This window comes from Marinobacter sp., from assembly GCF_052091845.1.
GTDB lineage: Bacteria > Pseudomonadota > Gammaproteobacteria > Pseudomonadales > Oleiphilaceae > Marinobacter.
The window spans coordinates 1-13,220 of record NZ_JBQDCO010000009.1 but is presented as its reverse complement, the minus strand read 5'-3'; the positions used below and the strand labels follow the sequence as shown (position 1 = coordinate 13,220).

The following is a 13,220-nucleotide window of genomic DNA, read 5'->3' as shown; positions in this document are numbered from 1 at the left end:
ACCTGCCCCCTAGTTTCTATGAAATCTGGGGCGACCTATTCCCCAAGGTCAAAAGCGGTCAGGCCAAGGTGTGGCTCTAGAGCCGTTTCCGGAAAATCACACTTCAAAGGCGAGTCTTTCATCGTCACCCAAACACCTTGAGGCATCGCTTGTACATATCATCCGTTTTTTGTTTGTAGGTGGCCTCATCCATGTCTCGCCAGTACTTGGGATTGCGACGGTCAGTTTTATCGTGTTCTGCGGTCACTGGGTCTTTGTCGCGATGGGGCTCAAACAACGGAATGTCCGGCAACGGGGCTGTGCTGTCCATGTATTGCAGCCAGAAGTTCCATAACGCCTTGTGGTCTTCGTCGTTGGCAGAGGCCGCCTGGAAGGCAGTCAGGGTCAGTGCCTCCTCACGAAACCTATGAACCATTGCGCCATAGTATAGCGGTAGACCCTGGTGAGTAGGGCCGCTGTGGACGTAGCCATCAAACTCGGAAAACGGCGACTGCCAGGCAATCTGGCCGGCATCCCGCTTCTTCTTTGGGTTACGAAAAACTGTGATCAGCCCAGTGCGGCGGTTGAATTCCCAGAGGGGGCCTTTAGGGTCTTTGTAGATCCAGGCAGGAAAGAGGCGTTCGATGAGACTGATAATACCCCATACCAAAACACTCGTACCCCCACCATAAAACATTACGGGTATATAAAATTCTTTAAGCAGTGACCGCCAATCATTTTCAACCGTGATGAGCATGGTGATACAGATAAAAGTAAAGACAAGAATCCCAATGGTCGAAAGGAACTTAGCAAAAGCTTTGACTATTAACCAGCGCCATGACGAACTCGGCAGCGTGGTGTAACGAATACTCTCTTGGTTGATCCAGGCAATCGGTATGTTCTCTTTACCGGGCCCTTTTTCAACGTACCAGTTAGTATCCTCCTCCTGTCCCGGCGGCCAGGTCTCCAGAAAATCACCAGGCGCCACATTAGGGAAATATTCCTTGGACAGCTTTTGTCCCGCTGCCCACTGGAACCGAAAGCTTCGGGAGCGAGTGTCCAGTTGCCCTCGGCGACGAGACTTACTTTCTCGCTCGGGTTGCCAGGCGGTCGGGCTGTAGTAGCTACTCTCACCCATTGGAAGCTTTCTCCATAACATTCTGGTTTCGGTGGGCACGGATATTCAGAGCTACCCGGTTTGTGGTCAGGTTGGCCCAGAAAGGGGCGTCATCCTGGGTAAAGTCCGGCTCATCGTGATCGCCGTACTTGCTCGTTTGAAAGACTAACGAATCGCGGACGGGCGGTGCCGGAAACACATATTCCCTGTCCGTACCCAGTTTGGCAACCAGTCGCCCCCGTACCGTCCACTCGTAATAGACCATCCCCGCCCGCTTGGGTGTATGCAGCCAGTACTCGATGCCATTTGGCAAGGCTCTGCGGTGAGTCCACCAATGGCTAGAGGAAGGCTCCTCCAGCTCGCTACTGATCACTGTGGTGCCGCCCCCCGGTGGGTTTGGTCGACGCTCTTCTTTGAGGCGGCGAATATAAACTTTAAGTGCAGCATCTCCCAATATGCTAACCAGATTGCTTTTAACTACCACACGGAAGTTGGTCTTTATCAGCTCATCGTGCAACGCATCTACCTCCCGGCGAGAAGGTGTTGATCCATGTTCGCTGAGGCGGGTTTCAGCCACTCTACGCGCCTCAGCTGAGTCTACATGGTGCAGCGACTCCTCGATCCGAACACCGGCCAGAATATTGGCAAGCCGGTAGAAGGCCTCCCGTTCTGGCACTGGTTTGGGTGCTGGCGCTTCGGGCGTATCATTGGCCCAAGGCAGCCAAGACCAGAAACCCTCAGAGGATTCCACCTGGGTTTCCTCATCCAGGGTGACTGCATCTGTTTCTGGAGCCTCGCCCCATAAGTGCTCGTACGACGAATTGCGGTAGTCCCCGAATGGCCCGTTCTTAAGCCAGGACTCCAATTCGTCGTCTTCCAATAAGCTGGCGGCCAGTGACCCGCCAATGACCAGCGTCAGGCCGACGCCCAGCACGACCCAGCCCGCTGGGGTGCTCAGCCCCAACACAGCTCCGGTACTGGAAGCCGCCGCAGGACCTGGGCTCATCAGTGCAGCGCCAGCCCAGCCTGTCATTAGGGCACCAACACTCGAGCCTCCCATGGCAACGGCTGAGGCCGCTTGACCTGTTCTCAGGTAGTGAATCGAATCCGCTGCTCGGATACCGGCATCCAGCAAGGCCAATATAGAAACCGACGCCATTCGCAAGGTTACCGCTCGTGGCAATCGGCTTCCGAAAGCCTGAGAGATTCTGCCTGCAGCTACGGCCTTCTCAACGTCAAATATCACCCGATTCATTTGGCGGGCAATGGCCGTGCTATCCATCAGTTTCTTGGACAGTTGCTCAGCCACAGCAATTGACGCGAACATGAGGTCCGATACTGCAGACGTATATTCTGCTCGAGCGCGCCCATTTCCTCGTGATCTCGTCAAGCCAGCATACTTTGCGGTTACATTATTGAGGTTCCAAAGCTCAAACCCCAACACCACATAAGGCAACCCAAGCCGATCCAGAGACTTCCCAAGACTGCGCTGCCGGCTCATCTGTTGCCGCACCTCGCGGTAGTTCCTTACAAGTTCGGAGTTTGCGGGTGCCATAAAGGCGAAGAACCGACCGGAATCTTCCACCCCCACTCCGCCCGGCACTCTGTTTGGGTTGGTGCTACCGATGATGCGCCCTTCGCTGTCCTGGACTTCTCCGAAGAACCGACCACTGCTATTGTTGCGATTGAAGTAATCACGCTCCGCTTCGGTCAGCCCATTACGCAACCCGATCTCGGGATCTTCCACGCCCAGCACGACCATATTCATCCCCTGCGACCCTTGAGGCAGAAAATGAAGCTCACCGAGCAATGTGGGGTTCATGGCCTTGAGGGCTCGCACTATGGGGCCATGAATATCCAGATCGATACGCATCGTTTCACCATAAACGCGCTGCAGAGCTTTGTTGAACTGGTTCATCAGATGGCCACTTATTCCATCGAGAGCCTTGGTTGTCATCCTCAAGTGTCCGAGGGAATTGAAAGCCCCTTGTTCAGTTAAGGCCACAATTGAGACAGCCTCCAAAGTCTGCAGGTCTTCCTGAGCCGGCAACTGGTCATCCTGATCCAGCTCCGCAAAAGCTGCTGGCCGAAACAAGCCGTCACCCGTGTTAGTTTCCAACTCCGGTAACTCGTAGGGTTGGTTCAGCGGCACAGCTTCTGGTTGGGGATACAACATGGCATGCAATGGGTGGTTTGAACCTTCCTTTGCAATATTGATGACTAGCCGGGAGCCACCCAGAGCCGGATTATCATCCGCGTCGGTCAGGCGGCCACTGCAACGGGTATCGCAATCAGGGTTGCTGGCAGCCAACCACGGTTTATCAACAACCTCCGCGTCATGCTGCAGGGTGCTGAACAGCTGCCCCGTCAGCATAAAACCGCTCTGGTAATCACCCCCCTCCAAAGAGAACAGGTCAGCCAGCCGGGTCTGATTATGAGCGTCTTCTACCAAGGCCAGTAGTCGTCGTTGAGCAGCTTTGATCGTATTAATTCCATGAGCCCTATAAGCACGATGAAGAGCTTGCCCAAGCTTACCAGCCATGGAGAGATCAAGATGCTCCGTATGTTTGTTCAAAGGGTTGGGCTGCCCGCCCAGCATCTCTGGCAATATCGTTTGCTCGACCAGTTCAGCACTTTGATAATGGGGCTGACGATTGGCCCACTCCCGCAAACCCTTTTGGTACACCATACCGGCGTTGGTACGAGCCATGGCTTTGCGGATTTCATACAGTTCATCGTAAACGACGACTCCCAGTACCCTCCTATTACGGCAGCCATCAAAGATATCTTTGGATTTGCCAATACTCTCCCACACTTTGCGAGTGCTAGCGTCCGCAGTTGCGGCTTCGCCAGTCTCACCGGCAAGGTCCTGTAATACCATGTTCCTGATTGCTGCAGTGGGGCCTAGGTTTGTATTTCGATATTGGCTCTCACGCCATGCGTTTTCAGCATCGTCTCCGCCGGCAAAGAAGTTTTTCTGTTCCTCAACCGCTAACTCATAACACTCCAGTCCATACTGGCCGTCAAGATTACTGAGAAACTCGAAAGCACAAGGCAACTGTTCTTCCAGCAGAGGTTGCCGGCCACGCTGATGCTCCACTTCATCCAAGGAAACCAGTTCTGCAAACTTCGGGCCCCAACGGGCACTCGGGTTCTGCACTATCCTCTGGGTTCGCTCGCCTAGTGCCGCCCTATCGTTTTCCAGGAAATTGACGCGTGCAGCAGACCATTGAACCTCCGACCAGGCCACTCTAACGTCGCTGGAGTAAGTAACACTTGTGCGGTAATAATTTACAGGCACCCAGATTTCTTCCAAAGGCACCGACGTGGGCAAACGTATGTTGGCGCTCAGGTATTGCTGCCCTTCTTCTCTGTAATTACCCAGCGAGACGTCCCGAAATATGAGCTGTCCATCATCACTCTGAGTTATGTTTATTTCACGCCATAACCGGTTATCCCGGAACAGATAAAGATAACCTGACCGAGCCGACACAATCTGTTGTGCCGGTACCCCAGCTATTGGCTCCTCACGCTCCACCAAAGTTAGCGGAACAAATGGCGCAAGAATCAGCTTCTGGCGATTCAATTGCCGTGGAGTTGACTCTGGAAGGCTATATAGCGGAATCAATAACGGGTCGCCCTCCTCCGCTGCAATTTCCAGAGCTACATCGGCCTGCTGCGCGCTTTGCCATGGCCATACGCGAAGCACGCTGGAGTCCAGAATTTCTTTGTCAATTTGGCCATCAACGGCGGTGTAGGGAGCCGAGCCTTCATGATGCAGTATGCGAAGTTCCTGTCCCTGCGGATGATCCGTACCCAGCACTTCCACAATGAGCGTATCGCCCTCACAGGCAGGACCGCAGTTGCCTTGATCTCGGGTTGGTTTTGATTCAGACATCCCTGTCACTCCCTTCTTTGTATATCGGGCTCATGATCAAGCGCTTCCCGCGCTCAATGCGAGCCACTGCTTTTCTTCCAATGATGGCACCGGCAACATCGTGACCGGTTCGGGGTGTTCACTCACAAGCCAATGCTGCTCATCAAGCGCGTCATGCCAATACCACGCACGCTCAATAACACTCTTTTCTTTTCTGGTTTCGGGGGTTAGTTTGTGCCAGATTAGCGGATCATAGAATCGAAGAAGCCCTATGCGGCCTCTATCAAAGCGCACGGTGAGTCGCTCCCGCAGCCAGTCTGACACCACTTTCAGATTATGCTGCGACTCGAGAACCAACCCTCTAAGCCGGCCACTCTCAAGCCCCTCCATGGCCCAAGTACAAGCTGCACTATCCGTAAACACCTCAACCACAAGAGGGCTTTCACTCAGATAAGGCTGCCATTCTGTCTCCGCAAACAAATGCATCCAGACAGGAGATTCTGACTTTTCATAGAGTTCCTGCAGCAAGGGCTTACGCTCTGTGCTTTCCAGCACCAAATAGCGGACATTCGCGTTTTTAACAGACTGATTATTCATGCTCCCGGCGCTCTTCAAACCGCCTGCGCCTTACCACAAGGGCAGTGAGTCAACGGGCAAGTTCCATCTGGTTGTTCTTGGCATTGTTCCACCAAAGCGGAGCGCTGCTGCTTTGCTTGCCTCATACGGTGCACCACGATTGCTTTAGGCTCTGCATCCATCCGCTGCCCGACTTCTGCCAACACCACAGGCTCCACAACCCCACCCGTAGCCGTCAACAACCCTGGCATTCCCGGCACACCAACCTTCTGCCCACTCCCCTTACCCGGCGCGCCCCCGGCTTTCAGGTGCAGAGTGCGGTTTTTTGTTCTGGCAGCGCGTAAGGCGGTGCGTTGGTGGCGTGATACGTTCGGTCAGTGATGCTGGGTCGCGGAGGTGGTCGGCGATGGCCAAGACGGGAGGGAGGAGAAGTAAGGCACCTCTGCAATAAAAACTATCCCGCTGATATTGATCTCTACGATCAAATGTTGCGCACGCAGTTCAGTTCCATTTGTGCTTGTGCAGTTTGGTCAGGTTGTCCTTTTGAAAAGTCTTGTAGCTCTCATCATCCATATTGCGCCAGTGCTGTGGATCTCGACCTTTCTTTTCGTCGTGTTCGGCCGTTGTGGGATCGAGGCGACGATAGGCTTCAAACAAAGGAATGTCTGGCAATGGTTTGGTCACGTCCATGTATTGGCGAATCAGATCCCAGTAGGCCAGTACGTCTTCGCGAAGGGTGGTAGCGGCAACAAGCTGATTCAGGGGCAACGCCCATTCCTGAGTTTTGTGGACCAGCACCAGGCGATACCAGATATTGCCCTGATGGTCCGGCAGGCTGAGCATATAGCCATCCCATTCGTGGAAAGGGGCCTGGGCGTCGATCTGACCGGGCTTGTCTGATTTTTCGGGATGGTGGAACACAGTGACCTGGCCCGTTTGGCGGCTAAGCTCCCAGAGGGGGCCTTTGGGTTCTTGGTAAATAATCTGAGGAAACTTCTTTTCAAGAAAGGCACCGAACCACCAGCAAAAGAGCAGCGGACAAAACATATAAACAATTAGGGGAAGAACCCCTTCCAGAAAAAATTCATTGAAGGTTACATCCGGCCCTTCTAAAAATGTCCAACCAACAATCCAAGTCAGGAGAAATACGGGAAACAGCATCAGGAATATCGCACGCCCCCCATGGCGCATCCACAATAGAATCCAGCTGGTTTTTGGGAGGGTCGCGTAGCGAATCACTTCTTCATCCAGTCGACCATGGTAGGTGTGACGTTTTTCAAGCTCTGTAACGCCCTTTCTTTCCTCCTCAGCCTCATTATCTCGAAGCCCTTCTGGTGTCCAGATATCGACAAAGACCGTGGGATAGACATAGCTTAGGCGCTCTCTGGAAAGCGGCGGGCCCATGGTCCAACCCTTCTGAAACAGCGCGCTTTGTTGATTGGGCTCCGACAAGACGGGCTGCTTGCGGTTGCTACGATACGCGGTGTCAGCGTATGGCTGCTGACTATCTATAGCAGTTGTCATCAAGCATCCTCCTTAGTTCGGTGTGTTTGCTCATCGGCCCAAAATGGCTGATTTTCCTTACCGAATTTCGGCTGGCTATGATCGTCTGGAGAGTAAGACAGCGCTTCGCTCAATTCCGGCGCCGGAAAATAGCGCTTTTCATCGTCGCTCCAGCGCGAATGCCACTGGGCACGAACAGCCACTGAGCTACCTTTGACAGTGGTCTGGAAAAGACTGCTACTGGTTTGATTTGGTGGCAAGGCAATATAGTAAGCTCTTCCGTTGGCCAGCGGCTGTTCTAGCAACACGTCGGGCGACGTTTTTTGCACACTGCGACGCGTCACCGGGAAACCATTGGAGCTTGGCTTGTGGCTTATCGTCTTATTTTCGGTAACCAGCCGGAGATGGCCGATCAGGTTACTTTCGTCCAGAAACGATGAGACGTTGTTTTCAATGCGGACCATATAGTTCACTTGACTCAAGCGCCTCTCCTGCTGGGCATCCAGTTCAACACCGTTTTGCAGTAATTTGACCGGCAGATTACGAACGCGCTCCATGAGAATACGTGGTTGGGAAAGCAGGCCAACGAGACGATAGTAGGATTCAGCCGGGTCGCTGGCTAAATGGCCGTACATGTCGTCTTGCTCAGCGCCAAAGGGGCCACGTTTAAGCCAGTCGACCAATGGTGGATCATTCAGCATAACGGCTGCAATTCCACCACCGATTGCCAGAGCAATCCCTATCGCCAGCCAAGCTGCTGGACCCATTCCAAGAAGAATTAAAGACGCACTGGATGAAGTGGTACTAGAAAACATCAAGCCGCCCATCAACATCATGCCACCACCGACCGCTGATGCGCCGTGTGCAAGCGCTGCATCCCCGTCGCCGGTATCAATCTCGTGCATCATATCCATCAGCGAGACGATTGCGGTAAGGCCGCCTGACACCATGCCACCGAGTAAGCGATAACTCACAACACGGGGCAACGCTTTCGCTAGATTTGGAGAAAATCGAGCCACCAAGTTGCGGTTTATCGAAAAATGTGCGGCGTTTAGGCCCGAAGTTAATCCTCTCCATTTACCGACATCCAGAAGCAACCTTTCAGCTGACAATGTTGAAGCGAAAAGCAGATCAAATCCGGCGCTACCATAACCTAAATAGGCCCTTGCTCGTCCACGATTTGCATAAACCTTGTTTAAGAGCTTTGTTTCGTTCCAAATATTAAAAGCCTCAATTACCACAATAAAATAGGGCAGCCGAATGTTGTCTGCAATCTCATCCCATCGTTTATATCGTCGCAACTTACGATGCGTTTCCGTGACCTCCGACGAGGCCGGAGCTGCATAAACATGCACGTCGCGCGCCTCAGCGGCAGCCCCCAGATTCGGCATCTTTGAGCGATTAGTGCTGCCCAGCGGCGTATTGCTGTCCGGCTGATAAAATTCGCCGTAAAAACGTCGGCGTCCGTGCCGGTTGACGTATTCCTGTCGTTCCGCTTCAGTGAGCCCGAAGGTCAGGCCACCCTTGGGGTCAGTGACGCCAAGGATAACCCAGTCAGCCGGTACCGATGAGCGAGACACTAATTTGACAGCCCCCAGTAATTTCGGATCACGCGCTTTCGCCATTCGTAACAATGGCCCGTATAAACGTGCGTTGATTTGATAGGCGTGAGACTTTAGCGTGGTCACGGCAGCCTGAGATGATTTCTGAATGCCATCAAATATGGCATTGACGGCCGTAACCCAACGTTTGAGTTGTGTTGTCAGGTTCAGTGATTCGTGCTTCGCGATGCCCGCAAGGGCTACCGCGGATAGCGTTTGAAGGCTTTCTGTATCCGGAGTATTTTTGGCGATGGCCTCAATGTCCTGCGGGCGGCAGCGACCATCACCACAATTTTCATCTGTTTCTCCCTTGTCCGCCATCTCGTCGCCGTCCCCCGCCGGGAAAAGCATGGCATGCATGGGCTGATTACTGCCATCAGAAAGGATGTCAACCAATAGCTTATGAGCGCGATCGGTATAAGCTGTTTCAACGTTAGCTTCGTTAATTCGTAGCTTGTCTGCGGTTCGTGGATTCATCGCCAGAACCTGAATGAACTGCTGAGCGAGGGCAAATCCTTCGATGTAATCAGCGCCTTGCAGGCTAAACAGATCAGCTAGCGCCCGTTGGTTTTCAGGGCGCTCGATAATCTCGAAAAAATGTTGCTGACCTACTGCCAACTCATCAGTTGCCACCTGCCGCTGAGCTGTGCGAAGTGTGAGGTGTAACTTGCTGAACAGACCGGTTTCAATTTCCTCGAGGTGCTTATGAAGCGGATTTTCCTTGCCGCTTACGTATGCGGGGCCCATGACACGGTAAATCAGCTGTGCGCTGTCAGTATTGGGTTGTTCGCCGACAGTCTCGGTCAATGTGGCGAGATAACGTTGCGCATCCATCGCCTGAGCCAAACGGTGGCGAATTTGAAATAGCGGGTCGTCGAGCACCAACGCATGCCAGCCTCGCTCACGAACCGGTGCCAGCACATCTGAGGCATTTCCGAGGGATTGCCACATTGCCTGGTCATCAAGGCCATCACACGCTTGCGTTCTCACAACCTCAAGGGCCGCCACACGCAATGAAGGTGCACCTCGCAACGAAGCATCCCGGTAGTTAGCAGCTTCATAAGCAGATTCCGCAGAGTTTCTATCTGCTGCGAATGCCTCTTGCTCTTCCACCGCCTGCCCAAACAAGTTGCTGGAGTAGGAGCCCGTCAGGTCGTGAATGCTCTTCCAGGGCTTGGGCAAATGCTGCTCCAGATAGGACTCTCGCGCCCGCATCTCAGGCAAATCACTGACACTGGCCCATTGACCTGCCGCATCCGGTATCTGAGCGGAATCCGGGTTACCGGGCTTTGCACAGCGCTGTGACCTGGCACTGGCGTTTTGCTCCAGATAAATCACGCGATCAGACGACCATTGAACCTCAGAAAAAGCCAGCTCGAATGCGTCGGTTACAGGTTGTGCCATGCCACGAACAGGCAACCAGACTGATTCAAGTTTAGAGCCCACTGGAGGGCGATGATCCGCATTCAATAGTTGGCCGGGCGCACTTCGATAGTCCGTCAGGCGAACATCGCTAAAGGTTAGCTGCCCTGAATCGGTATTGGTTACTTCCAACTCACGCCACAGAGTTCCTTCACGGAAGATATAAATGAATCCAGGCCGGACCGGAACAGGGTGAAATTTCGGGAGCCCCGGAGCAGGATTCTGGTCGTGGAGTAGAGTGAGTGGCACAACAGGCCAAATGCGATTCCACTGCGCCTCTGACTGGCGTGGTGTTGCTTCGACATCACTGAATAGAGACACACGAACAGGCGCACCCTCCTCAGATGCAATATCCAACCAGACATTTTTCTTGTCTTTCCCTTCCCACGGCCAGCAATGAAGCTGCTGTGCATCCAGGCTTTCAGTCTCAGCCTTGTTTTCGAGCCACTCCTGTTGCTGTTGATTGGTTCGATCGTAAATTCGAAATGTATGCGGATCCGGATGTTCTGTCCCCATCACCTCGACAATCAGCTTTTCGCCTTCACAGGCCAGGCCATTGCTCGTATTATTTGCGTTTGACTGATGTTCAGACATCCCTGTCGTCCTTGCTGTCGTCTTTCAGTTTTACTGATTTATGCACGAACATTTCTGATGGCGTTAGCCCGTGCTTTGTCTAGCTTCGCAGGATTGCCCGGAATCACGAATTCAGGATTGTCACTGAACCCCCAACCACCCTTCCCGGTATGTCTTTGCCAGTAGTGCACACGGGACACAGCCGCGTGGTTATCCAGACATTGGGGTTTCAGAGCCTCCCAAACCAAGGGATCGTAAAAGCGCAACAGCCCCGTCCGACTCTCATCAAAATTAACGGTCAGTCTCTGTCGTGACCATTCAGCGACAACGTCCAATTCAGCAGAAGACTCAATAACCAGTCCGCGCACACTGTCCGAGTCAGCCATGGCACCGACTGCCCACTTGAAAAATGACGACTTAGGATGTGCCTGAATCAACGAAGGGCTCTCACCCATATAGACTGCCCATTGGGTGCCGGCAAAAAGCGGAACCCACTGAGGAGTATTTTCATGCTGGTAGAGAGCTTGGCGTACGTCGACAATATTGCTTTTTTCCAGAAGCAAATAAGTCTGTTGATCTTTCTGTTGCTGCAGATCCGGATAATGGTTCATGGCGCTTCCTCTATGACATCGCTGCCCGCCCGCAGGGGCAATCGCTCAATGGGCAAGTGCCGTCAGGCTGTTCTTGGCACTGTTCAACAACAGCTGTCCTGTTTTTTCGTGCCTGTATGAGCCGGTGAGCCACAATAGGCTTTGGGCCAGCATTTTCTCTCTGCCCAACATCCTCCAACCCCACAGGCGCCACGGCCTCACCTCTCTTATCCACCAACCCTGGCATTCCCGGCAAACCAACCTTCTGCCCACTCCCCTTACCCGGCGCGCCCCCGGCATTCATCTTGATACTCGCCCCACCTATAGCCACACCACTCGGATCAATCTTCACAAAACTACCACCAGCCTTGAGGGTAATCTCGGCACCGGCCTCAATAGCGGCTTTCTGCCCAGCCTTAATATGCAGTTCGGTACCCGAGTCACTGAGCCAGGCCGTGCCGGCTTCCAGATGCAGGGTGCCAGTTACGTTGAAGCTGTGATTTTTACCGGTCTGTTCGCGCTTTTCGCCATCGATGGTTTGATGCCGGCTGCCTTTTACGTGACTGAAGCGATCATTCTCAACGGTCAGGTGGCTGTCGTTGTTGATGACTTCGGTGCGGTTGTTTTCGGTGAGTAGGTCCAGGTCTTTCTGGGCGTGGACGTATACCTGCTCTTTGCCTGCTTCGTCCTCGAATCGTAATTCGTTACTGCCCTCGCCCTTGTGGGTCTGGGTTTTCAGGGTGGTTCGGGTTTTATGTTCTGGCAACGCGTACGGCGGTGTGTTGGTGGCGTGATAGGTGCGGCCGGTGATGATGGGCTGGTCTGGGTCGCCATCGAGGAAACTGACAATCACTTCGTTGCCGATTCTGGGCAGGGCCATAAAGCCATACTGTCCGCCAGCCCAACCCTGGCTCACTCTTAGCCAAGCGCTGCTGTGTTCATCATTTTTACTGTATCTGTCCCATGGAAATCGTACTTTTACCCGGCCAAATTCATCGCAGTGAATTTCTTCACCTTCGGGGCCAGTAACGATGGCTATCTGAGGGCCGTCCATCAGCAAGCGATGGTCACTCCGAGGTCTCCAGGTTTTGTCTGCAGGAATGGCACTGAATGTGTTGTGGTAAGTAGTCGGGCCAGAGCCACCCTCCTCTTCCATCGCCTGGGGCTGTTTGCCGGTGTGGGTGACTGCAGTAAGCAACCAATCCCGGTTCAGGTTGGCGTTATCGTGCTCGGTCAGTTCGGTTTTGGCACCACAGGTAAAGTCTGCGCGGTTGCTTTCGCCGCTCGCGGTGCTGGCGTCGTTTCGGAGGGCATCTAGCTTAGCGTCGGTAAACGGCTGGCCGCTGGCATCGACTTTGAACCGGCCCGGGTAATCGAAGTGTTGATAGTCTTGGCGCTGGTTGGGGCTGGCTGCGTTCTGCTCGTGCATCAGGGCGTAAGCCGGGTTCTTGAAGGTGTAATCCTTCGTGGCTACGGAGGCTGCGCGCACCCGTTCTTCGTAGCGGAAGCGGAACACGGCTGGCTGCTTGGTGCTTCCGCCGGCTTTACCGTTGTATTCGGCGGCATCCAGCCTTGGCGCGTCACCGTGATGGTCGGCGAGGATAAGGCCGGGCTGTTCGCCACCATCCACACTGCCGTGTTCAAAACGATAGTGCCAACCTTCTTCTACGGCCATGCGTTCAACGAACGCTAGATCACTTTCTCGGTGTTGAACGCAGTATTCCCGTTCTTGGGGCGCACGTTTTAAATCAAACCCCGAGCTCACAATGCCCCGCTCTTCCAGCAGAGTGCGCACGATGGTGTCTGTGGTCTGGGTTTGGAAGATGCGGCTGTTGTGCATCAGCCCTAAGCGCCATAAAGGCGGCTGAATGATCAGCTCGTAACTGGTACGGCGGTGGCCACTATCCCCACGGGCAAATTCATTTACCCCCCAGTGTCAGGATGAGTGTCGCACCCTCTGATACCCTGTTCTTATAAACCGA

Annotated in this window: 6 protein-coding genes and 1 pseudogene; all 7 read right to left on the bottom strand. The window is 53.7% G+C overall.

Going from position 1 to position 13,220, the window contains the following annotated elements:
* Positions 1 to 124: 124 nt before the first annotated feature.
* Entirely contained in the window at positions 125 to 967 is an 843-nt protein-coding gene (locus tag ACTHYN_RS04605) for a hypothetical protein (RefSeq protein ID WP_441811327.1), read from the bottom strand.
* Between the two features lie 142 nt (positions 968 to 1,109).
* Complete coding sequence (locus ACTHYN_RS04600) at positions 1,110 to 4,994, bottom strand: hypothetical protein (protein ID WP_441811326.1); 3,885 nt, start codon at positions 4,992 to 4,994, stop codon at positions 1,110 to 1,112.
* Between the two features lie 36 nt (positions 4,995 to 5,030).
* Positions 5,031 to 5,570, bottom strand: coding sequence for a DUF4123 domain-containing protein (locus ACTHYN_RS04595; protein WP_441809928.1), 540 nt, complete (start codon positions 5,568 to 5,570; stop codon positions 5,031 to 5,033).
* 480 nt (positions 5,571 to 6,050) lie between these two features.
* Entirely contained in the window at positions 6,051 to 7,073 is a 1,023-nt protein-coding gene (locus tag ACTHYN_RS04590) for a hypothetical protein (RefSeq protein WP_441811325.1), read from the bottom strand.
* Positions 7,073 to 10,669 carry a hypothetical protein gene (locus tag ACTHYN_RS04585; protein ID WP_441811324.1) on the bottom strand — a complete coding sequence of 1,199 codons (3,597 nt, stop codon included), beginning with the start codon at positions 10,667 to 10,669 and terminating at the stop codon, positions 7,073 to 7,075. Before ACTHYN_RS04585 ends, ACTHYN_RS04590 begins: the two co-directional genes overlap by 1 nt.
* A gap of 38 nt (positions 10,670 to 10,707) precedes the next feature.
* Entirely contained in the window at positions 10,708 to 11,259 is a 552-nt protein-coding gene (locus tag ACTHYN_RS04580; protein ID WP_441811323.1) for a DUF4123 domain-containing protein, read from the bottom strand.
* A gap of 10 nt (positions 11,260 to 11,269) precedes the next feature.
* Positions 11,270 to 13,165: pseudogene (locus ACTHYN_RS04575) on the bottom strand (type VI secretion system Vgr family protein); the annotation flags it as partial.
* Positions 13,166 to 13,220: the final 55 nt, after the last annotated feature.

Excerpts from the sequence above, each read along its gene's own strand:
- ACTHYN_RS04595 (WP_441809928.1), bottom strand. The coding sequence starts at position 5,570 with ATGAATAATCAGTCTGTTAAAAACGCGAATGTCCGCTATTTGGTGCTG.
- ACTHYN_RS04580 (WP_441811323.1), bottom strand. The coding sequence starts at position 11,259 with ATGAACCATTATCCGGATCTGCAGCAACAGAAAGATCAACAGACTTAT.
- ACTHYN_RS04585 (WP_441811324.1), bottom strand. The coding sequence starts at position 10,669 with ATGTCTGAACATCAGTCAAACGCAAATAATACGAGCAATGGCCTGGCC.
- ACTHYN_RS04590 (WP_441811325.1), bottom strand. The coding sequence starts at position 7,073 with ATGACAACTGCTATAGATAGTCAGCAGCCATACGCTGACACCGCGTAT.
- ACTHYN_RS04600 (WP_441811326.1), bottom strand. The coding sequence starts at position 4,994 with ATGTCTGAATCAAAACCAACCCGAGATCAAGGCAACTGCGGTCCTGCC.